Origin of the sequence: Pseudomonas leptonychotis (assembly GCF_004920405.1) — a bacterium.
GTDB classification, from domain to species: Bacteria; Pseudomonadota; Gammaproteobacteria; order Pseudomonadales; family Pseudomonadaceae; genus Aquipseudomonas; species Aquipseudomonas leptonychotis.
This window is the reverse complement of sequence record NZ_RFLV01000006.1, coordinates 129,683-155,719: the sequence shown is the minus strand read 5'-3', so window position 1 is coordinate 155,719 and position 26,037 is coordinate 129,683. Positions and strand designations below refer to the sequence as shown.

Below are 26,037 nucleotides of genomic sequence, written 5' to 3'. Positions count from 1 at the left end.
CGCGTTCCATAGGCGGTTGTTTAAATGGAAATTTGCCACGGTTTGGCATTTCCACAACGGCTTGCAGCGTTGTTGTCTAGCCTGCGGGCGAGTCAGATTATTTGTGCAGCACGGGAGCCCTCTTGCTGCACCATTCCGTGCAGTACTTTTAAGTATTCTGCAGGAAGCTTGTTTGAAGGAGCGAACTTTTGCGCAATGCCCAAGTCTACTTTGGCAGACCGATGCACAGGTTGGCGTTTCGCTCCTTCAACACTTATGAGGAGTTTTCATGCTAACCCAGGAAGATGATCAGCAGCTGGTCGAGCGCGTACAGCGTGGCGACAAGCGTGCATTTGATCTATTGGTGCTCAAGTATCAGCACAAGATTCTCGGGTTGATCGTGCGTTTCGTGCATGACACCCATGAAGCACAGGATGTGGCGCAGGAAGCCTTCGTCAAGGCATACCGCGCATTGGGTAATTTTCGCGGCGACAGTGCGTTTTATACCTGGCTTTACCGTATCGCCATTAATACGGCGAAGAACCATCTGGTGTCGCGCGGTCGGCGACCGCCAGACAGTGATGTGAGTGCCGAAGATGCCGAGTTTTATGACGGTGACCATGCGCTCAAGGATATCGAGTCGCCAGAGCGTCTGCTGCTGCGCGATGAGATCGAAAGCACTGTGCACCGCAGTATTGAGCAATTGCCGGAAGATTTACGCACAGCCCTAACCTTGCGTGAATTTGATGGTCTTAGTTACGAGGACATTGCCAGTGTCATGCAATGTCCAGTCGGCACTGTGCGCTCGCGAATTTTTCGAGCGCGTGAAGCCATTGATAGATCCCTGCAACCGTTGTTGCAGGAAGTCTGAGACAGCGGCGTCAGCCAAGAGAGGAACCGCCATGAGTCGTGAAACCCTGCAGGAATCGCTGTCCGCGGTTATGGACAACCAAGCGGATGAACTTGAACTAAGGCGAGTGCTGGCGGCCAGTGATGACCCTGAGTTGCGCGCAACCTGGTCGCGCTACCAAATCGCCCGAGCAGTTATGCATAAAGAATTGCTGGAGCCGCGCCTGGATATTGCCGCTGCCGTCTCTGCAGCTCTGGCTGACGATGCTGCCCCGGTTGCGCAGCAAATACAGCGCGGCCCTTGGCGCACCGTAGGTCGTCTGGCTGTTGCAGCTTCTGTCACCGTGGCCGTGCTGGCAGGTGTACGCCTCTATAATCAAGACGACATTACCGGTGCGCAATTGGCTCAGCAGGCTAATCAACCGGTACTGAACATTCCTCAGGTCAGCGGTCCAGCCATGCTGGCAGGCTTTAATACGTCTGCAGAGCAAGCCACGCCAACGGCCAGCGCTGTAGGTCAGGGCCAGCCGGGCTGGCATGAGCAGCGTCTGCCGGCCTATTTACGTCAGCATGCGCAGCAAGCGGCAATGAGCACCAGTGAAGGTGCGCTGCCTTATGCGCGCGCCGCCAGCTTGGAAACCCGCTAACCGCCGTTGTTAAGGAATCGCATGCGCTTTATTCCTTTTGGCGCCCTGTTGCTGGGTAGCTGGCTGGCATTGCCTGTTGCTGCTGATGAGGGGGCGGCTTTGTTGCAGCGTTTGGCAGATGCTGAGCGCACTCAAAGCTTTCAAGGCACCTTTGTCTATGAGCGTAATGGAAGCTTCTCGACGCACAGCGTCTGGCATCGCGTTGGCGAGGGCGGCGCATTGCGTGAGCGCTTGCTGCAGCTGGATGGCTCGGCGCAGGAAGTGTTACGCGTTGATGGTCAAGTGCAGTGTGCCAGCGGTGCCTTGGCTGACCAATTGATCGATAGCCAACTGTGGCCCACTAGGGCGTTAGATGCAGAGCAGTTAGGCGAGTGGTATGAGCTGCGTGTGCTGGGTAAATCGCGCGTGGCTGGACGAGCTGCCAGTGTATTGGCGTTGGTGCCGCGTGATCAGCATCGTTATGGCATTGAGCTGCACCTTGATCAGCAAACAGGCTTGCCGTTGAAATCCTTGTTGGTGAGCGATAAGGGGCAGCTGCTGGAGCGTTTGCAGTTCACTCAATTGCAAACCGATACGCCTGCGGACTCAAGTTTGGAGCCGGGGGCAGGGTGCCGACCCGTGCGGTTACAGCCCATGCAGGTGAAGGCGGTTGAGGCTTGGCACTCGGACTGGTTGCCACCAGGGTTTAGCTTGAATTCGGTTACCCAGCGTCGCAGTCCCGCATCGACTGAACCAGTGGCCTGCCAGGTTTATGGCGATGGTCTGGTACGTTTTTCCGTATTTATGGAACCGTTGCGCGGCGCTACAGTTGAGGATGTTCGCACCCAGCTTGGCCCGACTGTGGTTGTTTCACGACGCCTGAAGGCCGATGACGGTGATGTCATGGTCACTGTGGTGGGCGAAATACCCTTAGGAACGGCAGAGCGCGTGGCCTTGTCGATGCGCTCTACAGCCGAGGTGGTGCCGTGATTGAGGAGCAGGGGCGTGTTGTAGCGGTTGAGCCAGGTGCAGTCTGGGTTGAAACGTTACGTAAAAGCACCTGTTCCAGTTGTTCGGTTAAAGCCGGTTGTGGCCAAGGCCTGCTTGAGCAGATCGGTGCCAGTAGTCGGCGTGGTTACGTGCGTGCGCTGTCTAATCTGCAGCTGCGTGTTGGTGATGCGGTCATGATCGGCGTGCGTGAAGACCTGCTAGTTCGCGGTTCCTTACTGGTTTATCTGCTGCCATTGCTCGGATTATTTAGCGCCGCTGTCTTGGTTGAGCAAATGGGTGCAAGTGAGCCTTGGGTGATACTCGGTGCATTGCTCGGGTTTCTGCTTGCCTGCTGCGCGGTGCGCTGGCGCAGCCGTATTACGGCCGGTGATCCGGCGTTACAACCTATAGTGTTGCGTGCCTTGCTTGCGGGCGCCGCGACAGCTTTTTGAGACTTTTGCTGACCTAGATGGGGAGTTGTATGTCGAAGCTTGGTCTGAAATCTTCTTTTAGTGGGTTATTTGCTGTGCTGCTGATGGGGCAAACATTGTTTGCTCAAGCGAGCTTGCCGGATTTCACCGAGCTGGTTGAGCAAGCATCACCGGCGGTCGTCAATATCAGTACCCGGCAAAAGATGCCGGATCGTGCGGTGGCTGGCAGTGGCCAGCTCAATGTGCCTGATTTGGAAGGCCTGCCGCCGATGTTTCGGGAGTTCTTCGAGCGCAACATACCTCAAGTGCCGCGCGCACCAAGTGGCGGTCGTCAGCGTGAGGCTCAGTCGCTAGGCTCGGGCTTTATCATTTCTGCTGATGGTTATGTGCTGACCAACAACCATGTGGTGGCTGACGCCGATGAGATTATCGTGCGCCTCTCTGACCGCAGTGAGTTGGAAGCCAAATTGATTGGTGCTGACCCGCGCAGCGATGTGGCGTTGCTCAAGGTTGAGGGTTCAGGCCTGCCGACCGTCAAACTAGGTAAGTCCGAAGAGTTGAAAGTGGGCGAGTGGGTTTTGGCGATCGGCTCACCTTTCGGTTTTGATCACTCGGTAACTGCCGGGATTGTCAGTGCTAAAGGCCGTAGTCTGCCGAACGAGAGCTATGTGCCGTTCATTCAGACTGACGTGGCGATCAATCCGGGTAACTCTGGTGGCCCGTTGTTCAACCTGGCAGGTGAAGTGGTCGGTATCAACTCGCAGATTTTCACCCGTTCCGGCGGCTTTATGGGTCTGTCGTTTGCGATCCCCATGAGTGTGGCCATGGATGTGGCTGATCAGCTTAAGTCGGACGGTAAGGTCAGTCGTGGCTGGTTGGGTGTGGTTATTCAGGAAGTGAACAAGGATCTGGCGGAGTCGTTTGGTCTGGATAAACCAGCTGGTGCGCTGGTAGCCCAAGTGCTGGAGGAGGGGCCTGCCGCCAAGGGTGGCTTACAGGTCGGTGATGTCATCCTCAGTTTGGACGGCAAGTCGATCATCATGTCTGCCGATTTGCCGCATCTGGTTGGTGCGCTTAAGCCTGGCACCACTGCCGAGTTGGACGTGGTGCGTGATGGCGCACGCAAGAAGTTGCGGTTGACCATTGGTGCGCTGCCTGAGGATGGCGAAACCTTGGCAGGCAACACCGCCTCAGGGGTTGAGCGCAGCAGCAATCGTCTGGGTGTCAAAGTGGTTGAGCTGACCGCTGAGCAGAAGAAGGGTCTTGATTTGAATGGGGGGGTGGTGATCTCCGAGGTGCAGGAGGGGCCTGCGGCTCTGATTGGCTTGCGTCCGGGCGATGTGGTTACCCACCTGAACAATCAAGCGATCAATTCTGCCAAGACTTTTACTGAGGTGGCACAGGCGCTGCCGAAAAATCGTTCTGTCTCGATGCGCGTGTTGCGTCAGGGGCGCGCCAGTTTTATCACCTTCAAACTGGCCGATTAACGACGTTAGTTGGGTGAAAGGGCGACTTCGGTCGCCCTTTTCCATTGTGCTGCTTCGCGGCCTTGATGACGTGCAAGGTGGCTTTCGGGTACACTTCGCGGCTATTTTCGGCGGGCAGTCGCCTGCGACCTTTTCGAGTGTTGATCCGTGAGTGATTTGAGTCATATCCGCAATTTCTCCATCATCGCCCACATTGACCACGGCAAGTCGACCCTGGCTGACCGTTTTATCCAGATGTGTGGCGGCTTGGCCGATCGTGAAATGGAAGCCCAGGTACTGGATTCCATGGATCTCGAACGCGAGCGCGGTATCACCATCAAGGCGCACAGCGTCACGCTGTATTACAAAGCCCGTGACGGCGTTACCTATCAGTTGAATTTTATTGATACCCCCGGCCACGTCGACTTCACCTATGAAGTCAGCCGCTCGCTGGCCGCCTGTGAAGGTGCGCTGCTGGTGGTCGATGCGGGCCAAGGTGTTGAAGCGCAATCGGTTGCCAACTGCTACACGGCTATCGAGCAGGGCCTTGAAGTCATGCCGGTGCTGAACAAGATCGACTTGCCGCAAGCCGATCCAGACCGAGTCAAAGAAGAGATTGAGAAGATCATCGGCATTGATGCCACCGATGCAGTGACCTGCAGCGCCAAGACCGGCCTGGGTGTCGATGAGGTGCTTGAGCGCTTGGTGCAGATCATTCCAGCGCCAACCGGCAATATCGAAGATCCGCTACAAGCCTTGATCATCGATTCTTGGTTTGACAACTACCTGGGCGTGGTTTCCTTGGTGCGTGTGCGCCATGGGCGGATTAAGAAAGGTGACAAAGTGTTGGTGAAATCCACCGGCAAGATTCACCTGGTCGACAGTGTGGGTGTGTTCAACCCCAAGCACACCGCCACTGCTGATCTCAAAGCGGGTGAGGTGGGCTTTATCATTGCCGGCATCAAGGATATTCACGGGGCCCCTGTGGGCGACACCCTGACCTTGAGTTCGACGCCTGATGTTGATGTATTGCCGGGCTTCAAGCGTATTCAGCCGCAGGTTTATGCCGGCCTGTTCCCGGTCAGCTCCGATGATTTCGAGGACTTCCGTGAGGCCCTGCAAAAGCTCACGTTGAACGACTCCTCCTTGCAGTACACCCCGGAAAGCTCGGATGCATTGGGCTTTGGCTTTCGTTGTGGCTTCCTCGGTATGCTGCACATGGAGATCATTCAGGAACGTCTGGAACGCGAGTACGACCTGGACCTGATCACCACCGCTCCGACGGTGATTTTCGAATTGTTGCTCAAGACCGGTGAGACGATTTACGTCGATAACCCGTCGAAACTTCCCGACCTGTCAGCAATTGAAGATATGCGCGAGCCGATCGTGCGTGCCAATATCCTGGTGCCTCAGGAGCATCTGGGTAACGTGATTACCCTGTGCATCGAGAAACGTGGCGTACAGCACGACATGTTGTTCCTCGGTTCTCAGGTGCAGGTGACTTACGATTTGCCGATGAACGAAGTGGTGTTGGACTTCTTCGACCGCCTTAAATCCACCAGCCGCGGTTATGCCTCGCTGGACTATCACTTTGATCGCTATCAATCGGCCAATCTGGTTAAGTTGGATGTACTGATTAATGGTGAGAAGGTCGATGCCTTGGCGTTGATCGTGCACCGTGACAACGCCCACTACAAAGGTCGTGCATTGACCGAGAAGATGAAAGAGCTGATTCCTCGGCAAATGTTTGATGTGGCGATTCAGGCTGCTATTGGTGGGCAGATCGTTGCGCGGACTACGGTCAAAGCGCTGCGTAAAAACGTATTGGCCAAATGCTACGGCGGTGACGTCAGCCGTAAACGCAAGCTGCTAGAAAAGCAGAAGGCCGGTAAGAAACGCATGAAGCAGGTCGGTAATGTGGAAATCCCGCAGGAAGCCTTCCTTGCTGTACTCAGGTTGGATAGTTAAACCTTATGTCGATCAATTTTCCGCTGTTACTGGTTATCGCGGTCGCCGTCTGTGGCGCCCTGGCGTTGTTCGATTTGATCTTTCTGGCCCCGCGCCGGCGAGCAGCGATCAGTACCTATCACGGTCAGGTCAGCGAGCCTGATGAGGCGGTGGTTGATCGTCTGAATAAAGAACCTCTGTTGGTCGAGTACGGCAAGTCGTTCTTTCCGGTGCTGGCGATTGTGCTGGTGTTGCGTTCGTTTTTGGTCGAGCCTTTTCAGATTCCATCCGGCTCGATGAAACCGACTCTGGAAGTGGGTGATTTCATTCTGGTTAACAAGTTTGCCTACGGCATTCGTTTGCCCGTGTTGGACACCAAAGTGATTGAAGTCGGTGAGCCACAGCGTGGTGATGTGATGGTGTTTCGCTATCCCAGCGATCCTAACATCAACTACATCAAGCGGGTGGTGGGCTTGGCCGGCGACCGTATTGCTTACAGCAGTGACAAACGCCTTACCATCAATGGCGAGTCTGTGGCTCAGCAGTTGATTGGCGACGAACCTGGCAGCCTGGGCAGCGCGACGCTGTATAGCGAAAAACTTGGTGAAGCAGAGCACCAGATTCGTAAGGAGATGCAGCGTTATCGGCTTGAGCCGGGTGGTGAGTGGGTGGTGCCGCAAGGGCATTTCTTCATGATGGGCGATAACCGCGATAACTCTAATGACAGTCGCTACTGGAATGATCCTTCCATTCCCAAGCCGCTGCTGGGCATGGTCCCGGATCAGAATATCGTTGGCAAAGCCTTTGCTATCTGGATGAGCTGGCCCGATCCGAAGTCGCGGAACTTGCCCAACTTTTCCCGCGTCGGCCTGATTCACTGACCTGACGATAAATCTGCGACGCTGTTACATGCAGCGTTGCAGGCTATATATAGTCTTGCCTCCAGCCGTAATGGCTTTCACAACACTCGAACTTGGGGACAAATATGAAATCTGCGCATTCACAGAAGGGAATATCGATTCTTGGTTGGTTGATGATGCTGACTGTTGTTGCTTTTTTTGCCAGCGCAGCATTCAAGGTGCTGCCGCATTATTTCGATAATATGGCGCTGGAAAAAATGATTACCTCTGTTGAGACTGATAAAGCGCTCGATGTTCGAACAGTTGGCGACTTCTATAGCCATATCAGCAAGGGGATGCAGGTCAACAGCATCCGAGATTTGAATATGCAGGACGCGATTAAAGTAAAAGTCGAAAACAACGAATTTCGTGTACACCTGAAGTACGAAAAACGCGAACCCTTAATCCAAAATATCGATCTGGTAGTGCGTTTCGATAAAGAATTCCGCGTGCGTATGCCGTGAGTGCATCGTTAGCCCGTCTCGAGCGGCGGCTCGGTTATACCTTTAAGGACCAGGAACTGATGATTCTGGCCCTAACTCACCGCAGTTTTGCTGGGCGCAATAATGAGCGCCTAGAGTTTCTCGGTGATGCCATCCTCAACTTTGTGGCCGGCGAAGCGCTGTTCCAGCGCTTTCCGCTGGCGCGCGAAGGGCAGTTGTCGCGGTTGCGTGCACGCTTGGTCAAGGGCGAAACCCTGGCGATTCTGGCCCGTGGTTTTGATCTGGGTGAGTACCTACGTCTTGGTTCCGGCGAGTTGAAGAGCGGCGGTTTTCGTCGCGAGTCGATTCTTGCTGATGCACTTGAGGCCCTGATCGGGGCTATATATCTGGACACCGGTATGGACGCGGCCCGCGAGCGAGTGCTGGCTTGGTTGACCACCGAGTTGGACAGTTTGACCTTGGTCGACACCAACAAGGATCCGAAAACCCGGTTGCAGGAATTTCTGCAATCGCGCGGCTGTGAGCTGCCGCGCTATGACGTGGCGGATATCCAGGGTGATCCGCATTGCCGGACATTTGTGGTCGAGTGCCAGGTCACCTTATTGAATGATAAAACCCTAGGGCAGGGTGCTAGCCGGCGTATTGCCGAGCAGGTGGCAGCCGCTGCCGCGCTGATCGCCCTAGGTGTGGAGAATGGCAATGACTGATTTACCTGTTACACGCTGTGGCTATGTCGCCATCGTCGGCCGGCCCAACGTGGGTAAGTCGACCTTGCTTAACCACATCCTTGGGCAGAAGCTGGCAATCACTTCGCGCAAGCCGCAAACCACGCGGCATAACATGCTCGGGATCAAGACCGAGGGTGAGGTGCAAGCGATCTATGTCGACACCCCTGGCCTGCACAAGAACAACGAGAAAGCCCTCAATCGTTATATGAACAAGAACGCCTCGTCGGCGCTGAAAGATGTCGACGTGGTGATCTTTGTGGTCGATCGCACCCGTTGGACCGATGAAGACCAGATGGTACTGGAACGTATTCAATACGTTGAGGGCCCGGTGATTCTGGCGATCAACAAAACCGATCGCGTTGAGGATAAGGCTGATCTGATGCCGCATCTGGAGTGGCTGGCTACCCAGTTGCCAAATGCTGAGATCGTGCCGGTATCGGCCCAGCATGGGCATAACCTCGATACTCTGGAAAAACTGGTGGGCGAGCGCTTGCCGGAAGGCGTGCATTTCTTCCCGGAAGATCAGGTCACCGACCGTTCCAGCCGTTTCTTCGCCGCCGAGCTGGTTCGTGAAAAGATCATGCGTCAGCTGGGGGCCGAGTTGCCGTACCAAATCACCGTGGAAATTGAGGAATTCAAGCGTGATGGACGCATCCTGCATATCCATGCGCTGATTCTGGTTGAGCGTGACGGGCAGAAGAAGATCATCATTGGCGACAAGGGCGAGCGCATCAAGCGCATCGGCCAAGAGGCGCGCAAGGATATGGAAGTGATGTTCGACTCCAAAATCATGCTCAACCTCTGGGTTAAGGTCAAAAGTGGCTGGTCGGACGATGAGCGCGCCTTGCGCTCGCTTGGTTACGACAACATCTAACGTTGAGTGGGCGTGCCTTTGCGCCCACGTATACGCCCGCCACTTCGAGTAACCACTGGCCATGCTTGCAGACAGTCAGCCTGCCTATGTACTGCACAGCCGCGCTTACCGTGAAAGCAGTGCGCTAGTGGACTTCCTCACGCCCCAGGGGCGGTTGCGCGCAGTGTTGCGTGGCGCGCGCGGTAAAGCCGGTAGCCTGGCGCGGCCGTTTATTCCGCTGGAAGTTGAGTTTCGAGGGCGTGGCGAACTGAAAAACGTTGGCCGCCTTGAGCCTGCTGGTATCCCCAATCTGTTGGTTGGTGAGGCCCTGTTCAGTGGTATCTACCTTAACGAATTGCTGATTCGCTTACTCCCTGCTGAAGCGCCGCATCCGGCCGTCTTTGAACATTACGCCATGACAGTATTGGCCTTGGCTGAAGGTCGTGCCTTGGAGCCGTTGCTGCGTTCTTTTGAGTGGCGTTTGCTGGATGAGCTGGGCTATGGTTTTGCCCTGAATCTGGACAGCGAAGGCCAACCCATCGCCGAAACAGGCCTGTATCGACTGCAAACCGAAACCGGCTTGGTGCCGGTTGGGCATTTGCAACCTGGGGTTTTTCACGGGATCGAGTTGCTGGCCATGGCTGAGGCCGACTGGACAACGCCGGGTGCTTTGGCCGCTGCCAAGCGCCTGATGCGTCAGGCCTTGGCTCCTCATTTAGGCGGACGACCGCTGGTCAGCCGCGAACTGTTTATGACGCTCAAGGAGCCGAACCGTGACTGATGCCAATCGTATTCTGCTGGGAGTAAACATCGACCATGTGGCCACTTTGCGCCAGGCCCGTGGCACCCGTTATCCAGATCCAGTCAAGGCCGCGCTGGACGCTGAAGAGGCTGGTGCCGATGGAATTACCGTGCACCTGCGTGAAGACCGTCGGCATATCCAGGAGCGTGATGTGCGCCTGCTCAAGGAGGTTATGCAGACGCGGATGAACTTCGAGATGGGCGTCACCGAAGAGATGCTCGCATTTGCTGAAAGTATCCGTCCTGAACATGTGTGCCTGGTGCCGGAAACTCGTCAGGAATTGACCACCGAGGGTGGCCTTGATGTGGCTGGGCAGGAAGCGCGGATTCGCGCCGCGGTTGAGCGCCTGAGCAAAATCGGTTGTGAGGTGTCGCTGTTTATCGACCCTGATGCGCAGCAGATTGAGGCGTCCAAACGCGTGGGTGCGCCGGCTATTGAGTTGCATACCGGTCGTTATGCCGATGCGCACAGCCCTGAAGAGGCGGCGCGTGAATTGGCGCGGATTCGCGACGGTGTAGCGTGCGGTTTAGCCCATGGTTTGATCGTCAATGCCGGCCATGGCCTGCATTACCACAACGTCGAGCCGGTGGCGGCGATTGCCGGGATCAACGAGCTGAACATCGGTCACGCGTTGGTGGCGCATGCGCTGTTTGTTGGTTTCAAACAGGCGGTGGTGGAGATGAAACAGTTGATAGTTGCGGCTTCGGGGCGCGGCTAAATCCAAGCCCGTAGGGTGGATGATGCTGTTTTCATCCACCAGGGCGGTGGATGGGTAGAGCACCATCCACCCTACATCAGGGTTTGCGGGCGATCAGCACTGCGCGGCTCGGCGCAGGCAGGCCTTCGACGGTACGGCTATGGTCAGCCGGGTCGAGAAACTCAGGCAGCGACTGGAAACGCATCCATTCAGTCGAGCGCTGTTCGTCAACACTGGTGGTGCTGACATCCACACAGCGCACATCGACAAAGCCGGCGCGGAGCAGCCACAACTCCAAGGCCGGTACCGAAGGCAGGAACCAAACGTTGCGCATCTGTGCGTAGCGATCTTCTGGCACCAGCACCTGCTGAGCATCGCCTTCCACCACCAAGGTTTCCAGCACCAGCTCGCCGTCTTTGACCAGGCAATCCTTGAGATCAATCAGGTGATCGATAGGCGAGCGGCGGTGGTACAGCACGCCCATGGAAAACACCGTATCGAAGCCTTGCAGCTTGCCCGGCAGCTCCTCGAACGCCAGCGGTAGGTGCCAGGCCGGTAGGTCGGGGAGGTAGTTTTTCATGGCCAGGAACTGGCAGAGAAACAGCCAGTTGGGGTCGATGCCGACTACGCTGTCTGCGCCGGCGCCAAGCATGCGCCACATGTAGTAGCCATTGCCGCAGCCGACATCCAGTACGCGTTTGCCCTTCAAGTCCAAATAAGGGGCAACCCGTTGCCACTTCCAGTCCGAGCGCCATTCGGTGTCGACGTGTACGTCAAACAGATGAAACGGCCCTTTGCGCCAAGGGATCAGGCCCTGTAACGCGGTTTTCAGCGCGGCGCGCGTAGGCTCATCGCAGTGGCCGTTGAGGCAGAAGCTGTGCAGTAAATCCAGCTGCTTGATGTCCAGTGCGGGTAGCGCCTGCACCGCGCCGTACCAGCGTTGTAAGTCACCGTGGCCGATCGCCAGTTTGGCGTCGATTTGCCCGGGTAAGTCGGCGGACCAGTCTTGCAGTGGCGTGCCGGCAAGTGCCGCTTGCAGGGCGTCGAGATCAAGACGATTAATCATGGCAGGGCAATCAATGAGGCGAAATTAAGGCACTGGAACCACGGCACCACCTGGCTGAATCCTGCGGCCAGCAAGCGTTCGCGGTGTTGCTCAAGGCTATCGGGAAGCATGACTTTTTCGATGGCGCTGCGTTTCTGGGCAATTTCCAGTTCGCTGTAGCCGTTGGCGCGCTTGAAGGCGATGTGTAGCTCGCCCAGTAACTCATGTTGCTGGTTATCCTCGAAGCGCAACTTCTCCGAAAGAATTAATGCCCCGCCGGGTAGCAAGGCCTGGCGAATCCGGGTGAGCAGCGTGAGGCGCTGTTCGGGTTGAATAAATTGCAGGGTGAAGTTCAGCGCCACCAAAGAGGTGGGCTGCAGCTCTAGGTTGAGGATATCGGCTTCGATCACCTCGACGGGCAATAGCTCCTGAAACATCGAGTCCTGCGCGTGCAGGTACTCGCGGCAGCGTTCGACCATGGCGCTGGAGTTGTCCACCGCGATGACTCGGCAATCGTCGATCTGCACATGCCGGCGCAGGGCTTGGGTCACCGCACCCAGCGAGCTGCCGAGGTCATAGAGCACGCTGTGCGGTTGGGCGAACTGGCCGGCCAGCACGCCGATGTTCTCGACAATGGTCGGGTAACCCGGTACCGAGCGTTTGATCATGTCCGGAAAGACCCGCACCACGTCCTCGTTAAAGGCGAAGTCAGGGACCTGGGCCAGGGGTTGGGCGAAAAGACGGTCGGGCTGTTTGCTCACGTTGGTTGCGCACTGATCGATAAAGCCCGGCATTTTAGCCAAGTACAGCCCATAGCCAAACGCTGATTACATCGATTGGTCGGAAATCAGCCGCATGGTGCCTAATAAGAGGGCTGGGCTCGTGGATTTGCCTGGGTATCAAATGCGCAAACAGCGATAGCGATCACCCCAGCCAGCTGCTGCGCAAGCTCGTTAATGTGCATCGCCCAAGGTCGATCCTGTGCAGAATGCCGCGCCAGCGTTACTGCGCGTTAAGTGTGCAATTAAACCGTTGCGCGGGCACTACACCGACTTCCCATGGGCGTTCATAGGTCAGGGCGAGTTGGCCTGAGCCGGCCTTGGCCACCTGAAAACGCCAGGTGGAAACCCCGGCGCTGCCCACCAGGCCGGCGTCTTCCGGGTTGGTATAAACCTCAGGTCCGAGGCTTTGCAGTACTTGTGGGGCGGAGTCGCGCAGCAGCCAACGAAAGCCGGTGGTGGGGTTACTGGGCAGGCGCAGAATAAATTGTTGGCCGACCTGCAGCGACAGCGGACATTGGCTTTGTTGCTTCTCTTCCAAGGTGACACTGCTGGGGGTTTGCGCGCAGGCACCGAGCAGTGCAAGGCTGAGCGCCACTGTAAAACGGGGGGCAAGCATGGTGAGCTCCTGGCGAACGTCGAGGTTGCCAGCATAGCCGTTGCGGCAGGTCCGTGGGAGAGACGTGTGCTCAGTCCTTGAGGGGCGTGTGCAGTGGGCCACGCAGACGCTGAGCGCATTCGTCGATCAGCGGCGTGAGTAAGGCAAAGCACTCTTGTGGTGCCAGGCGCACCTCGCGACTGTCGATCAACTCATCTTCCAGGCGCTTCAGCACCTTCTGTAAGGGAGGGGTGGCCGGTGATTGTTCCAGTGCCAGACAAAGCTTTTGAATTTGCTCTTTTAGGCCTTGGGGGCATTGGCTGTAATTGGCGGCGCGCACACTCAAGCCGCGTAGACGGGCAAGGTTTTCCAAGCCATGGCACGCATGAGTGACGCCTTGAACGTGAAGGTTTCCGGCCTGGTAGAGGCGTGTTTCCAGTAATGTAATAACCTCCAGTAAGCCATCGATTACCTGGCAGTGAGCGGCAAAGTCAGCCGGATTGCGGCGCAGTCGAGGCCAGTCCTCTTGCAGTGGCGCGAGTTGCAAGCTGGGGCCGGGCCAGTTCAGCCAGAGTTGGTCGAGATGACGGGCTAAGGCATTGCGCTGGCTGGTGCTGTGTAAATCTTGCTGGGCACCCAGGCCCCGGTGTTTTTGCAGGCTATGCAGCAGGTCAATAGCCCGTTGCAGCAATGCACCTTGCAGCTCGCCAAGGTGCTGCTGATGGCGTTTGGCGGCGAGCTGGCTGAGGTGGTGGCCGGCGAGTAATAACGCCAATGCCAGTGCGAGAGCAATGCTGAGAGCCATAAGCTGGTTTCCTGAACCCGAACGATGCGCAAGGGGCTGGCGAACTGAGCAAATCCCTTGCCAGGCGACGTAAGCCCCTATTTCAGGCGGTTTCACAGCATCACAGGTCGGCTGTTTGCCCTGTATTTGGGCGCTTTCAAGTAGGTGGCTATTTTTTGGGGCGCGTGGCGCCCATTTGTCGTGCAGGCTGCAGTTTTACCGGGCAAACGGTTAAAGTTGCACCTCTGTCATACAGGGTTGCACCTTTAATGTTCAATGCGCGTCTGATTCGTCTTGATGACCAAGCCCACGAACACACTCATGACCATCACCAGCTGGTATTGTCGCTGGCAGGGCGTGCTGAGTTTGAGGTCAATGGTCGTGGGGGCGAGGTGTGTCGCATGCGCGCCTGCTTAGTGCCGGGGGATGCCGATCACCAGTTTGCCGGTATGGGTGCTAACCGCATGTTGATCATTGATCTGGATGAGCAGGGCACCTCCAGTGAAGACCTGCAGCTTCTGACCCGTTTGTTCGATACCCCGCGTTATCCACAACTGGATGCTGATTTTCAAAACCTATTGAGTTATGCCGGTGCAGAACTTGAGCGTTACGGCTCTGACCCGCTGCTGCCCCGTGCGTTGGGGGGGGTATTGCTGCGCGCCTTGCACTTGCGACTGTTCGGTGAGCCCCAGGCACGTGCTAGTGGACCGCTGAACGTGGAGCGACTGGACAGTTACATTATCAAGCACCTGGCGCGGCGCATCAGTGTGGCCGAACTGGCGCAGGTGGCTTGCCTCAGTCCCAGCCATTTTCATGCGCAATTCAAAGACTGTGTCGGTCTGACGCCGCATCAGTACTTACTGAAAACCCGCCTTGACCGTGCCGTGCGCCTGTTGCGCGAGAGCGGCTTACCGCTGATCCGCATTGCTGAAGAGTGTGGTTTTTCCAGTCAGAGCGCCCTGACCACAGCCATGCGCCGCTACCTTGGTCTGACTCCCAAGCGTCTACGCTGCGCCGAATAAGTACCCGATTAGGTGGGGCGACTTAACTGGGTTGCTGGCGATAAACGGTATGGTGGGGGCGGCGAAACGTGAACTTCTTCACGTGGCGAGCTAAGCTGCGACCACTGAGACATTTGCTGTGCTTGGGCAAGGATGCTTTTCATAGTCAAGTGTGCACCTGAGGACGACTCGCTTTGATAAACAAGCACCTGCATCTATCGTTTGCGCTTTCGTTACTGAGTGTATGGCTGCTCAGTACGCCGCTACAGGCTGGCAACCTGCAGGCTGAATTGGTGGATGAACAAGGGCAGCCGCTGGCCAATGCCGTGCTCACCCTGCGCAGTGCGACAGGGTCTGTCGCTGAGCCAGGGACAGCCATCATGGATCAACGTTCGCAGCAGTTCGCACCCACTGTATTGGCGGTGCGCAGCGGTACGTCTGTGGCGTTTCCTAATAGCGACAATATCCGCCATCACGTCTATTCCTTTTCCCTGGCCAAGCGCTTTGAGTTGCGTCTGTACCAAGGCACGCCAAGTGCCCCGGTAGTCTTTGATAGCCCTGGTGTGGTGGTGCTCGGTTGCAATATCCACGACTGGATGGTGGGCTACATCTATGTCACCGACGACCCTTGGTTTGCCGTCAGCGATGAACACGGGCGTGTGACCCTCGATCAGCTACCTGCGGGCAGCTACACAGCAAGCCTTTGGCACCCACAAGCGCCGGGTATGTTGCCGCAGGCGGCGGGAGAGTTGCAGTTGACTGAAGCCGCTAAGCAACAGCGCTTTACCGTGGCGATGCAGGCCCCCGCTGCCCAAGCAGCACCGAGTGCGCCGGCCAGTGCCTTTGGTGATGCGTTCAAGAAGGCTCGCGATGCTGCGCAATAGTTTTCAAGCGCGCATTGCCGGCGTACTGGTACTGCTGTTGCTGGTTGTAATCGGTGCGCTTTATGGGGCTGTGCAAACAGCGACCAATGCGGCAGTGCGCGGCCAAGCGCGTGAGCAATTGGATGTAGGTAGTCTGGTTTTCCAGCAGTTGCTCGACGTGCGCGGCCGACAGTTGCATGACGCGGTGCAGGTACTGGCTGCTGATTTTGGCTTCAAAGATGCTGTGGCCAGTGGTGATACTGAAACTATTCGTTCGGCGCTGGCTAATCATGGGGCGCGGATCAATGCCAGTGCTGTGATGATGCTGAGCCTGGATGGCAATCTGGAAATCAGCAGCGACCGGCAAATCAGTGGTGAGACTGCCGAACGCTTGAGCACTCAGGTGATGCAGCGCCAGCGCGAAGGCGTGCAAATATTTCTGATGCCGATTGCCGACAAAATTTACTTGCTGGTGCAGGCCACGGTCAGCGCGCCACTGCCCATTGCGCGGGTGATGATGGGCTTTCAGGTTGACGATGTGTTCGCCGCCGAATTGCGTGAGTTGACTCACCTGGATTTGACCCTGCTGGCGACTCAGACCGGTGTGGCTGATATCTGGATCAGTACCCTGCAACCGCAACAGCTTGAGCTGCTGCAAGACAACATGGCTGAACTGGCGAGTGATGCGGTCAGCCTGATCGGAGCTGAATCCTACCTCAATCAAGCCCTGGTACTGGCCAGTGGTGACGGCTTTGAGGTGCGTGCGCTATTGCACAAGTCCTTGAGTCAGGCGCAACAGGCGTTTGCACCGCTTGATCAGAACATTCTGTTGATTGCTCTGGTGGCGTTGAGCGCTTCGCTGGGCGGCGCTTTATTGCTGGCGCGCTCAGTCTCGCAACCGGTAAAACAACTGGCTGCTGTCGCCGAGCGGGTGCGTCAGGGTGATTATCTGGTCAGTTTGGACCTACGCCGCAGTGACGAGTTGGGCCGTTTGGCTATGGCCTTCAAGGCGATGCAACAAGGCATCGCCGAGCGTGAGCGACAGCTGGCGCACAATGCCCTGCATGACCCGCTGACCGGCTTGCCCAACCGCACTCTGGCCTTGGAACGTCTGGGCAGCGCCATCACTGCCGGCCGTTCTACGGCGCTGCTTTATTTGGGAATTGCCAATTTCCGCGCGATTAATGAAAGCCTTGGCCCCGAAGGCGGTGACCTGGCCTTGCAACAACTGAGTCGACGGCTGCAGGCGGTTTTGCGCCCAGGTGATAGTGTCGCGCGGATCATCGGCGATGAGTTTCTTTTGCTGCTGGAAAATACCGACAGCGACAGTGCGATCGCCATCGCCGACAAGGTGCAGCAACTATTGCTCAAGCCTCTGCGCGTAGGCACCCATGATTTTGCCTTGGAGTGCCGTATCGGCATTGCCGGCTATCCAGTAGATGGTAACGCTCCTGAAGAGTTGCTGCGCCGGGCAACCATCGCCATGCAGGATGCCGCGGGCATGGCCAGCCATTTGCAGGTCTACCAGCGCGGCCGTGATGATGCTCAACAGCGGCAGATCCGTCTGATTCGTGATCTGCGCCATGCCCCAGGCAAAGCTGAATTGCTGCTGCACTATCAGCCAAAACTGGATATTGCCGACGGTCAGGTGCGCCAGGCGGAAGCCTTGTTGCGTTGGCAGCATCCTGAGTTGGGCATGGTTTCACCTGGGGAGTTTATTCCGCTGGCCGAACGCACCGGCAGCATCCAGTTGCTGACTACCTGGGTGATTGAGGAGGTCATGCGTCAGTTGTGTGAATGGGCAGGGCGCGGTTTGCACGTGCAGGTGTCGCTGAATATTTCAACCGAAGACCTGCTCGATCCGCAGTTGCCGGGGCGAGTTAGCAAACTGTTAACCGACTATCACGTGTCACCCGAGCAGTTGATTTTCGAAATCACCGAAAGCGGGGTGATGCTCAACCCCGAGGTCGCTCTTCAGGTGTTGCATGGCCTGCGTGACTGCGGAATTAGCCTGTCAGTGGATGACTTTGGCACGGGCTACTCGTCCCTGGCTCAGCTCAAGCGCATGCCGGTGCAAGAGTTGAAAATCGATCAATCGTTTATCCGGGATCTAGATGACGGCAGCGAAGACTCGGTCATCGTGCGCTCAACCATCGAGATGAGTCACAGCTTGGGCCTAAAGGTAGTCGCTGAAGGCGTCGAGTTTGAACGCAGTTTACTGCTGCTGACGCGCTGGAATTGCGACACGGCCCAGGGCTACTTGATCAGCCGACCCTTGGCCGCCAAAGCCTTTGAAGCGTGGATGGCGCTACACAGGCACGCCGCCGCAAGCGTGGTGCATGAATCATGACAAATTTGCCCCGCGCCGTTTTGCTGTTACTTGGCTTGCTGACCAATCTGGCCTGGTCCGATGGTCGTTTGTTGGCCACCGGCGGCGCCAGCAGTATCGAAGGGGCGGCGGGTGGTGGCATTACACCTTGGGCGGTGCTTTCTGGTTATGGCGAACGTGGCGAGTGGGGCGCGGATGTATTTGCCACACGTGTAGAAACCGGTGATTACCGACTGGATGTGGCCGGCGTTGGTGCATCGTTTGATAACCGTATTGAGCTGTCCTACGCGCGCCAGCGCTTTGACTTGGGCACGCTCGCGCACAATCTCAATCTGCCAGAGAACAGCCTAAGTCAGGATGTTTTTGGCCTAAAGGTGCGTCTGTTCGGAGACCTGATCTATGAGCAGCTGCCGCAGGTGTCAGTGGGTATTCAGCACAAGCGGCAGAAGGATTTCCTGATCCCTAGCCTGATTGGCGCACAGCGTAGTGAAGACACCGAAGGCTATATCAGCGCCAGCCGCTTGATCCTTGGCGGTGCCTTTGGCTACAACCTGCTACTTAATGGCGGTGTCCGTTACAGTCGTGCCAATGAACTGGGGCTGCTTGGTTTTGGCGGTGATCGCCGTGATCGCCACTCTGTGCTTAAAGAGGGTTCGTTGGCCGTCTTGTTCAACCCGCGTTGGGCGTTGGGTGTGGAGTACCGCGAGAAACCGGATAACCTCAGCTTTGCTGGGGAGAGTGACTGGGCTGATCTGTTTCTCGGCTATTTCCCCAACAAGCATCTGGCCGTGGTGCTGGCTTATGCACGCCTCGGCGAGATCGCCACGCTGGATAATCAAGATGGCGTGTATCTGTCCGTGCAGGGGAGTTTCTAGGCATGCGTACCCTGTTGCTGATAGTCGTTGTCCTAATGGTGGCTGCTTGTGCCCAGCAGCCACCGAAAGACGCCAGTCTCTATCATGAGCTCGGTGAGCAGGCTGGGATTACCCGCATTGTCGAAGGCATGTTGCTGAATATAGCCGCGGACCCACGCATCGTTCGGCACTTTGAGAACATCGACATCGTGCGCCTGCGCGACAAGCTGGTGGAGCAGATCTGCGTCGAAGCCGGCGGCCCATGCAGTTACACCGGCGACAGCATGGAAGAAAGCCACAAGGGCCAACACCTTACACCGAGTGATTTCAATGCCTTGGTGGAGAACCTGCAGGATGCGATGAGCGCCCAAGGCGTCAATATGCCCGCGCAGAACCGACTGCTGGCGCGGCTTGCGCCCATGCGTGCGCAAATAATTGATCGGTAGAGGCTCTTTTTGCTCGGCTGAGCGTCGGCAGCGCGCTGCGATCATCGCGTTTTAGTGCGACCCGAAAGGGGCTGTGCAGCGAACAGCGCTCATGGATCGCACGGGTTCAACGCAACGTCTGGGCAATTGCCAGGATGTCGGCGCGGTGACTGATCACCAGGCTGAGTTCGCCGTTCTCACCAATAAAGTCCTGCGGTGGCATCAGCTTCTGGTAGACCGCCAGATCTTGCAGTGGCGGTAACTCAGCAGCTGGGCTGTATTCCTTGATGGCATGGTAGAGCGCCAAGTTGACCAGATCGAGCAATTGCAGGCTATGCCCAGGGCTGCGTTGCCAGTTGCCGGAGTCACGAACGATTTCGATATAGTCGTTATGCACCGACCATTTTTTCAACACGATAATGCTCAGCGATTTGCTGTATTCCTGGCACAGCTTGTAATACAGCTCGCTGGAGGGCGTGACGTTCTCACTGCGGAACGCCGAGAGTACGGCCAGGGTGCCCACTTCACTGAGCAGGCTGGCCAACAGGGCATGCTCAGCGGTGACATTGCTAAGTAAGCGGGCCAGCACGGCGCTGGTACTGGCCTTGATCGCTAAGCGCCTCCAGGTCTCGACAAACAGTCGTTTATGGCCGGGACTGTGCAGGGTGAAAAGACTCTTGATGCTATGCACCATGGTAATCCGGTCAACGTCGGCCAGACCGAGCCGGCTGATCACTTCCAGCAGAGTTTTAGGCGCAGCGGTGTGGCGATATAGCGCGCTGGAAGCGTGTTTTATCAGCAAGGCACTGAGTGCCGGATCGCGGCTGATAAGGCGTACCAAGGCACTGAGCGATACATTGGGGTCGCCCAAGGCGCGACGGATATCCAAGGTAATGGTTGGCAGGCTGGGTAATTGCTCTTCGCCCTGCATCAATTGCGAGACAACACGCCGGTAGATTGAGTAATCGGATGTTTCGCTCGGCAACGTACACCTCCAGCCTCTAATAAGGGCAGTCTAGATGGCCGTTACCCGTTTGGTATAACGCCGATGGATGGCCGTGATGATTGAGCGCTACGGCTTTGTGCTTCAAACAGGTGTTTACAGGAAGTTCCTGGCTTGGAGGTTTTTGCAAAAACTCCAGAGCTTTTTGTAAGAAGCAGTCATGCCTATGCCACTAAATTTCGTGCTCGATTTGCGTGGTGTGCAGGTTTTGACCGGGTTACCTTGGTTGTATCTACATATTTGCGCTAAAACCAATACAAAACAGCAGTCACATAAGGATGCGCTCCTAATGTGTTTGCTGAGGTTTTGCTGCCACTGGCTCGCGTGCGTCTGGTTGGTGGTTTCAATACAGTGGTCGTTACAGTGGCCGCTTAAAATTAGAATCACGGTCTGAGCCGTGCCAACACGAGAACAACAATATGAACGAGCAGAACGTTTTTGTTGTAGGGGTGACCTTCGTGGTCTACCTAATACTGATGCTGTGGTTGGGCTTGGTTGCCTACAAACGTACCAGCAATCTATCCGACTACATCCTCGGCGGCCGCTCCATTGGCCCAACCACCGCTGCGCTTTCAGCTGGCGCTTCCGACATGAGCGGCTGGCTGCTGCTGGGTCTGCCAGGCTATGCCTTGGTTGCAGGCTTTGAAGCCACCTGGATCGCTATCGGCCTATTGGCGGGTACTTGGCTCAATTGGTTGTTTGTGGCGCGTCGTCTGCGCGTTTACTCGCACACTGCGAACGACTCGGTCACCATGCCGTCCTACTTCGAAAATCGCTTCAACGACAAATCCCGTGCTCTGCGTGTGGTGTCGGCGATCTTCATTTTGCTGTTCTTCCTGTTCTATGCAAGCTCCGGTCTGGTGGCTGCAGGCAAGCTGTTTGAAACCGTATTCGGCTTCAACTACCAGATTGCAGTCGTGGTCGGCACTGTTGCCGTGGTGTCCTACACGCTGTTCGGTGGTTTTCTGGCAGTGGCTTGGACTGACGTGGTGCAAGGCTTGCTGATGGCTGCAGCGTTGGTGCTGGTGCCGGTGTTCGCCCTTAACGCGGTAGGCGGTGTTGAAGCCGCTCACCTGGCGATTGCTGCGAAAAACCCGGAAATGCTGACCTTCTTCAATGATGTTAAAGGTCAGCCGCTGGGCATTATTGCCATTCTTTCCCTGCTGGGCTGGGGTTTGGGCTACTTCGGTCAGCCGCATATTCTGGCGCGCTTCAAAGCGATTGCTGATGACAAAGACATGCCGACAGCTCGTCGCATTGCCGTTAGCTGGACTGCTTTGACCCTGTTCGCGGCGCTGTCCATTGGTTGGGTCGCGGTGGGTTATCTGGAAACTGATCTGGCCGATGCCGAAACCGTATTTATGGTGCTGGTTAACAGCCTGTTCCACCCGGTAGTGGCTGGCATTCTGATGGCCGCTGTATTGGCTGCAATCATGTCGACTGCCGATTCGCAGTTGCTGGTGAGCTCCTCGGCTTTGGCCGAAGACTTCTACAAAGCCATCCTCAAGAAAGATGCGGGTGATGCTGAGCTGGTGTGGGTGGGTCGTGGCGCGGTAGTGCTGATTGCCATCATCGCCTTGGTGCTGGCCATGAACCCGGATACCACCGTACTTGGGCTGGTTTCCTACGCATGGGCAGGCTTCGGGGCGGCCTTTGGTCCGGCTATCCTGCTGTCGCTGTACTGGAAGCGTATGAACCGTAACGGGGCTCTTGCCGGTATCGTTCTGGGTGGCGTGACCGTGGTGATCTGGAAGCAATTGGCTGGTCTGGGTGGTGTGTTCGGTCTGTACGAGATAATCCCAGGCTTTATCCTGGCAACCATTGCCATCATCGTTGTGAGCCTGATGACTGATGAACCTGAAGCTGCCTTGGTGGCTCAGTTCGACGAGGTTGAGCGCAAGCTGGCTTCTTGATGAGCTAAACGCACCTGCAGCTGATCGTCTGTAGGTGTGGTCGCCGAGCTAGGATTTATTTGCTGATGCCCAGCTCCGGTGTTTAAACGATTCGATCATACTTCGCGGCCCACACTCTTGGTGTTGGGCCGTTTTTATGCCTGTAGATAAACCCACGAGAGCGTCTTCGCACTTTCGGTTAGCCGCCGGCTTGGCTATGGTGGCGGGTGTTTTTCTATCGGGCTATCCGTACAGGTTCTGCATGACTCAATCACCCAAGAATCCACTGCATGGCGTCACCCTTGAGGCCATTCTCAACGCTCTGGTTAGCCAGTACGGTTGGGAGGGGTTGGCGCAGCATATTGATATCCGCTGTTTCAAGAGCGACCCGAGCGTCAAATCCAGTCTGACCTTTCTGCGCAAGACACCTTGGGCGCGGGAGAAGGTCGAGGCCTTGTACCTCAGATCACAGAAGGGCTGATTAGCCGCGAGTGGAATGGCCTTAATGGCTGCCCAATAATCTGGCACCCTTGTTGCAATACTTCTGCAAACGCCGCGAAGCGTCAAAAAACCGCGGCCAGTGGAGGTAAAGATGAGCCAGGGTGTTGAATTTAATCGCTTGATGCTGGAAATGCGTTCCATGCAGGCCGACGCCATGGCGCGTCAGAAGCCTGTCACCAGCACGCCTGAGCCTGGCGCACCGAGCTTTTCCGAGATGCTCGGGCAAGCAGTGGGCAAGGTCAACGAAACCCAGCAAGCCTCAAATAAGTTGGCAACCGCCTTTGAAATGGGCACCAGTGGCGTAGATTTGACGGACGTGATGATCGCGTCGCAGAAAGCCAGCGTTTCCTTTCAAGCCATGACCCAGGTGCGCAATAAACTGGTTCAGGCTTATCAAGACATTATGCAGATGCCGGTTTAAGGGTAGGGCTGAATCATGGCTGAAGCCGTCGCTGCAAACGTACCTGCCACCCTCAATGGTGGTGAGCCGAAGAAACCATTATTCGGCCTGACCTTCCTAGAAAACCTCGCCGATATGTCGATGTTGCGACAGATTGGTTTGCTGGTTGGCCTGGCTGCCAGCGTGGCAATTGGTTTTGCCGTGGTGCTGTGGTCGCAGCAGCCGGACTACCAGCCTCTTTATGGCAGTCTCGATGGCATGGATGCGTCCCAGGTAATGGAGACGCTGTCCGCTGCCGATATCAAGTACACCGTGGAACCTAATTCCGGCGCGCTACTGGTCAAGTCCGATGACCTGGCACGGGCACGTATGCGTCTGGCTGCTGCGGGTGTCTCGCCGAAAGACAATAGCGTTGGCTTTGAGATTCTTGATCAGGAACAAGGCCTGGGCACCAGCCAGTTTATGGAAGCCACCCGTTACCGCCGTGGCCTGGAAGGTGAACTGGCGCGTACGGTCTCCAGCCTGAATAACGTCAAAGCAGCCCGCGTGCACCTGGCCATCCCCAAGAGCTCGGTGTTTGTGCGCGATGAGCGCAAGCCTAGCGCCTCGGTGTTGGTCGAGCTGTATTCAGGCCGTGGCCTGGAGCCAAGTCAGGTGATGGCCATCGTCAATCTGGTGGCCAGCAGCGTGCCGGAAATGGACAAGGCCCAAGTCACCGTGGTCGACCAGAAGGGCAATCTGCTCTCGGATATTCAGGAAATGTCCGAACTGACCATGGCCGGCAAACAGTTTGACTACAGCCGGCGCATGGAAAGCCTGTTTACCCAGCGCGTACACAACATTCTGCAACCGGTGCTGGGCTCGGGCCGTTACAAAGCCGAAGTGTCAGCGGATGTGGATTTCAGCGCGGTGGAATCTACCTCGGAAATGTTCAACCCGGACCAACCGGCGCTGCGCAGCGAACAACAGGTAAACGAGCAGCGCACCAGCAGTCTGCCACCGCAAGGTGTACCCGGTGCTCTGAGTAACCAACCGCCTGGTGCTGCCGCTGCACCTCAGCAAGCGGCGGGAGCCGCTGCGGTGCCGGGCCCTGTGGCGGCTGGCCAACCGTTGTTGGATGTGAATGGCGAGCAGATTATCGACCCGGTAACCGGTCTGGCCATGCTCGCGCCGTATCCGGCGGATAAACGTGAGCAGTCCACCCGCAACTTCGAATTGGATCGTTCGATCAGCTACACCAAGCAGCAGCAGGGCCGCCTACGCCGTTTGTCGGTGGCTGTGGTGGTGGACGATCAGGCCAAGGTCGATGCGGCCACTGGTGATGTGACTCGCGTGCCATGGAGCAGTGATGACTTGGCGCGCTTTACCCGCCTGGTGCAGGACTCGGTGGGCTTCGATGCCAGTCGTGGCGACAGCGTCAGCGTGATCAATACACCGTTCTCCGCCGAGCTGGGCGAAGAGGCTGTTGCGTTACCGTGGTACCAGAGCGAGTTGTTCCTGCTGGCTATGGGGGGGCTCAAGCAACTGATGCCCGCGCTGTTGATCTTTATCCTGGTCTGGTTTGTCCTGCGCCCAGTTATGAAGAGCATCACTGCCGGCGGTAAAGGCCAAGGCGACGGCCGTGGCGGCGATGTTGAACTAGGTGAAATGGGCGCGCTGGGCGGTGACCTGGCCGAGGACAGGGTCAGCTTGGGCGGTCCGCAAAGCATCCTCCTGCCGAGCCCGAGTGAGGGGTATGATGCACAGCTAAACGCCATCAAGAGCCTGGTCGCGGAAGACCCGGGCCGCGTAGCCCAGGTTGTAAAAGAGTGGATCAACGCCGATGAGTGAAAATCGAACCGCCACTAAATTGAATAAAGTCGAGAAGGCCGCGATCCTCCTGCTGTCGCTGGGTGAAACCGACGCGGCTCAAGTGTTGCGCCATCTGGGGCCGAAGGAAGTGCAACGGGTTGGCGTGGCCATGGCCGGTATGCGCAATATCCAGCGCGAGCAGGTCGAGCAGGTGATGGGCGAGTTCGTCGACATCGTCGGCGATCAAACCAGCTTGGGTGTTGGCGCCGATGGCTATATTCGCAAGATGCTGACGCAGGCGTTGGGTGAAGACAAAGCCGGTAACCTGATTGACCGCATCCTTCTGGGCGGCAGCACCAGTGGTCTGGACAGCCTGAAATGGATGGAGCCGCGCGCCGTGGCGGATGTAATCCGCTATGAGCACCCGCAGATTCAGGCCATCGTCGTTGCCTACCTCGATCCTGATCAGGCTGGTGAAGTGCTCGGCCACTTTGATCACAAGGTGCGTCTGGATATCGTATTGCGCGTTTCATCGCTCAACACCGTGCAGCCCGCGGCACTGAAAGAGCTTAACCAGATTCTTGAGAAGCAGTTTTCCGGCAGTTCCAATACCACCCGTGCCGCGCTGGGTGGGGTTAAACGTGCCGCCGATATCATGAACTTCCTCGACAGCTCGGTTGAAGGTCAGTTGATGGACTCGATCCGCGAAGTCGATGAAGACCTCTCTAGTCAGATTGAGGACTTGATGTTCGTCTTCGACAATCTCGCCGATGTGGATGACCGCGGTATTCAGGCGCTGCTGCGCGAGGTGTCGTCTGACGTGCTGGTGCTGGCCCTCAAGGGCGCCGACGAGGCGATCAAAGAGAAAGTTTTCAAGAACATGTCCAAACGTGCCGCCGAACTGCTGCGCGACGACCTCGAAGCCAAGGGCCCGGTACGCGTCAGCGACGTGGAAACCGCGCAGAAGGAAATTCTCACTATCGCCAGGCGTATGGCCGAAGCCGGGGAAATTGTCCTGGGCGGCAAAGGTGGCGAGGAAATGGTTTAACCCATGGCCCGTAA

27 protein-coding genes are annotated in these 26,037 nt (G+C 56.8%); 22 read left to right on the top strand and 5 right to left on the bottom strand.

What is annotated here, in order from left to right; translation table 11 throughout:
• Positions 1 to 268 precede the first annotated feature (268 nt).
• The 12 genes from rpoE to pdxJ all read left to right on the top strand — a co-directional run bounded on the left by rpoE (position 269) and on the right by pdxJ (position 10,731).
• Positions 269 to 850 carry an RNA polymerase sigma factor RpoE/AlgU gene (rpoE, locus tag D8779_RS19915; RefSeq protein ID WP_136666349.1) on the top strand — a complete coding sequence of 194 codons (582 nt, stop codon included), beginning with the start codon at positions 269 to 271 and terminating at the stop codon, positions 848 to 850.
• A 31-nt stretch (positions 851 to 881) separates the two neighbouring features.
• Entirely contained in the window at positions 882 to 1,475 is a 594-nt protein-coding gene (locus D8779_RS19910; RefSeq protein ID WP_136666348.1) for an anti sigma-E factor RseA C-terminal domain-containing protein, read from the top strand.
• Between the two features lie 21 nt (positions 1,476 to 1,496).
• Positions 1,497 to 2,444 (top strand): MucB/RseB C-terminal domain-containing protein, encoded by a 948-nt coding sequence (locus tag D8779_RS19905; RefSeq protein WP_136666347.1) that lies wholly within the window; start codon positions 1,497 to 1,499, stop codon positions 2,442 to 2,444.
• Positions 2,441 to 2,896 (top strand): SoxR reducing system RseC family protein, encoded by a 456-nt coding sequence (locus tag D8779_RS19900; protein WP_136666346.1) that lies wholly within the window; start codon positions 2,441 to 2,443, stop codon positions 2,894 to 2,896. Before D8779_RS19905 ends, D8779_RS19900 begins: the two co-directional genes overlap by 4 nt.
• A gap of 83 nt (positions 2,897 to 2,979) precedes the next feature.
• Positions 2,980 to 4,362 (top strand): DegQ family serine endoprotease, encoded by a 1,383-nt coding sequence (locus D8779_RS19895; RefSeq protein ID WP_240789781.1) that lies wholly within the window; start codon positions 2,980 to 2,982, stop codon positions 4,360 to 4,362.
• A gap of 147 nt (positions 4,363 to 4,509) precedes the next feature.
• A complete protein-coding gene (gene lepA / locus D8779_RS19890; protein WP_136666344.1) occupies positions 4,510 to 6,309 on the top strand; it encodes a translation elongation factor 4 in 1,800 nt (599 codons plus the stop codon).
• Between the two features lie 5 nt (positions 6,310 to 6,314).
• Entirely contained in the window at positions 6,315 to 7,169 is an 855-nt protein-coding gene (gene lepB, locus D8779_RS19885; protein ID WP_136666343.1) for a signal peptidase I, read from the top strand.
• Between the two features lie 104 nt (positions 7,170 to 7,273).
• A complete protein-coding gene (locus tag D8779_RS19880) occupies positions 7,274 to 7,651 on the top strand; it encodes a DUF4845 domain-containing protein (protein ID WP_136666342.1) in 378 nt (125 codons plus the stop codon).
• Positions 7,648 to 8,337 carry a ribonuclease III gene (gene rnc, locus D8779_RS19875; RefSeq protein ID WP_136666341.1) on the top strand — a complete coding sequence of 230 codons (690 nt, stop codon included), beginning with the start codon at positions 7,648 to 7,650 and terminating at the stop codon, positions 8,335 to 8,337. The genes D8779_RS19880 and rnc overlap by 4 nt, the downstream gene beginning before the upstream one ends.
• A complete protein-coding gene (era, locus tag D8779_RS19870; RefSeq protein ID WP_136666340.1) occupies positions 8,330 to 9,232 on the top strand; it encodes a GTPase Era in 903 nt (300 codons plus the stop codon). Before rnc ends, era begins: the two co-directional genes overlap by 8 nt.
• A 61-nt stretch (positions 9,233 to 9,293) precedes the next feature.
• Positions 9,294 to 9,992: a DNA repair protein RecO gene (gene recO, locus D8779_RS19865; protein WP_136666339.1), complete on the top strand. Its 699-nt coding sequence runs from the start codon at positions 9,294 to 9,296 to the stop codon at positions 9,990 to 9,992.
• On the top strand, positions 9,985 to 10,731 hold the full coding sequence (gene pdxJ, locus D8779_RS19860) for a pyridoxine 5'-phosphate synthase (RefSeq protein WP_136666338.1): 747 nt from the start codon (positions 9,985 to 9,987) through the stop codon (positions 10,729 to 10,731). The genes recO and pdxJ overlap by 8 nt, the downstream gene beginning before the upstream one ends.
• Positions 10,732 to 10,807: 76 nt before the next feature.
• Here pdxJ and cmoB read toward each other — a convergent pair whose 3' ends face one another.
• The 4 genes from cmoB to D8779_RS19840 all read right to left on the bottom strand — a co-directional run bounded on the left by cmoB (position 10,808) and on the right by D8779_RS19840 (position 13,937).
• Positions 10,808 to 11,776, bottom strand: a complete 969-nt coding sequence (gene cmoB / locus D8779_RS19855) for a tRNA 5-methoxyuridine(34)/uridine 5-oxyacetic acid(34) synthase CmoB (protein WP_136666337.1) — start codon at positions 11,774 to 11,776, stop codon at positions 10,808 to 10,810.
• On the bottom strand, positions 11,773 to 12,549 hold the full coding sequence (gene cmoA / locus D8779_RS19850; protein ID WP_136666387.1) for a carboxy-S-adenosyl-L-methionine synthase CmoA: 777 nt from the start codon (positions 12,547 to 12,549) through the stop codon (positions 11,773 to 11,775). Before cmoA ends, cmoB begins: the two co-directional genes overlap by 4 nt.
• A gap of 208 nt (positions 12,550 to 12,757) precedes the next feature.
• Entirely contained in the window at positions 12,758 to 13,153 is a 396-nt protein-coding gene (locus D8779_RS19845; protein ID WP_136666336.1) for a protease inhibitor I42 family protein, read from the bottom strand.
• 70 nt (positions 13,154 to 13,223) lie between these two features.
• Entirely contained in the window at positions 13,224 to 13,937 is a 714-nt protein-coding gene (locus D8779_RS19840) for a hypothetical protein (RefSeq protein WP_136666335.1), read from the bottom strand.
• Between the two features lie 248 nt (positions 13,938 to 14,185).
• Here D8779_RS19840 and D8779_RS19835 point away from each other — a divergent pair, with 248 nt between their 5' ends.
• From D8779_RS19835 to D8779_RS19815, 5 genes are all read left to right on the top strand, one after another.
• On the top strand, positions 14,186 to 14,938 hold the full coding sequence (locus tag D8779_RS19835) for a helix-turn-helix transcriptional regulator (protein WP_136666334.1): 753 nt from the start codon (positions 14,186 to 14,188) through the stop codon (positions 14,936 to 14,938).
• 188 nt (positions 14,939 to 15,126) lie between these two features.
• Positions 15,127 to 15,801, top strand: coding sequence for a methylamine utilization protein (locus D8779_RS19830; protein ID WP_420875616.1), 675 nt, complete (start codon positions 15,127 to 15,129; stop codon positions 15,799 to 15,801).
• Positions 15,788 to 18,130, top strand: coding sequence for a putative bifunctional diguanylate cyclase/phosphodiesterase (locus tag D8779_RS19825; protein ID WP_136666333.1), 2,343 nt, complete (start codon positions 15,788 to 15,790; stop codon positions 18,128 to 18,130). The genes D8779_RS19830 and D8779_RS19825 overlap by 14 nt, the downstream gene beginning before the upstream one ends.
• Positions 18,127 to 18,984, top strand: coding sequence for a DUF3034 family protein (locus D8779_RS19820; RefSeq protein ID WP_136666332.1), 858 nt, complete (start codon positions 18,127 to 18,129; stop codon positions 18,982 to 18,984). Before D8779_RS19825 ends, D8779_RS19820 begins: the two co-directional genes overlap by 4 nt.
• A gap of 2 nt (positions 18,985 to 18,986) precedes the next feature.
• Positions 18,987 to 19,409 carry a group I truncated hemoglobin gene (locus D8779_RS19815; protein WP_136666331.1) on the top strand — a complete coding sequence of 141 codons (423 nt, stop codon included), beginning with the start codon at positions 18,987 to 18,989 and terminating at the stop codon, positions 19,407 to 19,409.
• A 106-nt stretch (positions 19,410 to 19,515) separates the two neighbouring features.
• Here D8779_RS19815 and D8779_RS19810 read toward each other — a convergent pair whose 3' ends face one another.
• Entirely contained in the window at positions 19,516 to 20,373 is an 858-nt protein-coding gene (locus D8779_RS19810) for an HDOD domain-containing protein (protein ID WP_136666330.1), read from the bottom strand.
• A gap of 437 nt (positions 20,374 to 20,810) precedes the next feature.
• Here D8779_RS19810 and putP point away from each other — a divergent pair, with 437 nt between their 5' ends.
• The 5 genes from putP (at position 20,811) to fliG (ending at position 26,023) form a co-directional block, all read left to right on the top strand.
• A complete protein-coding gene (gene putP / locus D8779_RS19805) occupies positions 20,811 to 22,304 on the top strand; it encodes a sodium/proline symporter PutP (protein ID WP_136666329.1) in 1,494 nt (497 codons plus the stop codon).
• Positions 22,305 to 22,545: 241 nt separating this feature from the next.
• Positions 22,546 to 22,764 (top strand): VF530 family protein, encoded by a 219-nt coding sequence (locus tag D8779_RS19800; RefSeq protein WP_167492605.1) that lies wholly within the window; start codon positions 22,546 to 22,548, stop codon positions 22,762 to 22,764.
• Between the two features lie 111 nt (positions 22,765 to 22,875).
• Entirely contained in the window at positions 22,876 to 23,205 is a 330-nt protein-coding gene (gene fliE, locus D8779_RS19795) for a flagellar hook-basal body complex protein FliE (RefSeq protein ID WP_136666327.1), read from the top strand.
• A 15-nt stretch (positions 23,206 to 23,220) separates the two neighbouring features.
• Positions 23,221 to 25,014, top strand: a complete 1,794-nt coding sequence (fliF, locus tag D8779_RS19790; RefSeq protein WP_136666326.1) for a flagellar basal-body MS-ring/collar protein FliF — start codon at positions 23,221 to 23,223, stop codon at positions 25,012 to 25,014.
• The gene (gene fliG / locus D8779_RS19785; protein ID WP_136666325.1) at positions 25,007 to 26,023 is read left to right on the top strand and encodes a flagellar motor switch protein FliG; all 1,017 of its coding nucleotides are present in this window, start codon (positions 25,007 to 25,009) and stop codon (positions 26,021 to 26,023) included. The genes fliF and fliG overlap by 8 nt, the downstream gene beginning before the upstream one ends.
• The last annotated feature ends 14 nt before the right edge of the window (positions 26,024 to 26,037 follow it).

Bases quoted from the DNA above. Each gene is read 5' to 3' on its own strand.
- D8779_RS19840 (WP_136666335.1), bottom strand. From the start codon at position 13,937: ATGGCTCTCAGCATTGCTCTCGCACTGGCATTGGCGTTATTACTCGCC.
- recO (WP_136666339.1), top strand. From the start codon at position 9,294: ATGCTTGCAGACAGTCAGCCTGCCTATGTACTGCACAGCCGCGCTTAC.
- fliE (WP_136666327.1), top strand. From the start codon at position 22,876: ATGAGCCAGGGTGTTGAATTTAATCGCTTGATGCTGGAAATGCGTTCC.
- D8779_RS19800 (WP_167492605.1), top strand. From the start codon at position 22,546: ATGACTCAATCACCCAAGAATCCACTGCATGGCGTCACCCTTGAGGCC.
- cmoB (WP_136666337.1), bottom strand. From the start codon at position 11,776: ATGATTAATCGTCTTGATCTCGACGCCCTGCAAGCGGCACTTGCCGGC.
- putP (WP_136666329.1), top strand. From the start codon at position 20,811: ATGAACGAGCAGAACGTTTTTGTTGTAGGGGTGACCTTCGTGGTCTAC.
- rpoE (WP_136666349.1), top strand. From the start codon at position 269: ATGCTAACCCAGGAAGATGATCAGCAGCTGGTCGAGCGCGTACAGCGT.
- D8779_RS19845 (WP_136666336.1), bottom strand. From the start codon at position 13,153: ATGCTTGCCCCCCGTTTTACAGTGGCGCTCAGCCTTGCACTGCTCGGT.
- fliF (WP_136666326.1), top strand. From the start codon at position 23,221: ATGGCTGAAGCCGTCGCTGCAAACGTACCTGCCACCCTCAATGGTGGT.
- D8779_RS19815 (WP_136666331.1), top strand. From the start codon at position 18,987: ATGCGTACCCTGTTGCTGATAGTCGTTGTCCTAATGGTGGCTGCTTGT.
- D8779_RS19820 (WP_136666332.1), top strand. From the start codon at position 18,127: ATGACAAATTTGCCCCGCGCCGTTTTGCTGTTACTTGGCTTGCTGACC.
- D8779_RS19905 (WP_136666347.1), top strand. From the start codon at position 1,497: ATGCGCTTTATTCCTTTTGGCGCCCTGTTGCTGGGTAGCTGGCTGGCA.
- lepB (WP_136666343.1), top strand. From the start codon at position 6,315: ATGTCGATCAATTTTCCGCTGTTACTGGTTATCGCGGTCGCCGTCTGT.
- D8779_RS19835 (WP_136666334.1), top strand. From the start codon at position 14,186: ATGTTCAATGCGCGTCTGATTCGTCTTGATGACCAAGCCCACGAACAC.
- D8779_RS19910 (WP_136666348.1), top strand. From the start codon at position 882: ATGAGTCGTGAAACCCTGCAGGAATCGCTGTCCGCGGTTATGGACAAC.
- D8779_RS19895 (WP_240789781.1), top strand. From the start codon at position 2,980: ATGGGGCAAACATTGTTTGCTCAAGCGAGCTTGCCGGATTTCACCGAG.
- D8779_RS19880 (WP_136666342.1), top strand. From the start codon at position 7,274: ATGAAATCTGCGCATTCACAGAAGGGAATATCGATTCTTGGTTGGTTG.
- D8779_RS19825 (WP_136666333.1), top strand. From the start codon at position 15,788: ATGCTGCGCAATAGTTTTCAAGCGCGCATTGCCGGCGTACTGGTACTG.
- cmoA (WP_136666387.1), bottom strand. From the start codon at position 12,549: ATGCCGGGCTTTATCGATCAGTGCGCAACCAACGTGAGCAAACAGCCC.
- era (WP_136666340.1), top strand. From the start codon at position 8,330: ATGACTGATTTACCTGTTACACGCTGTGGCTATGTCGCCATCGTCGGC.
- fliG (WP_136666325.1), top strand. From the start codon at position 25,007: ATGAGTGAAAATCGAACCGCCACTAAATTGAATAAAGTCGAGAAGGCC.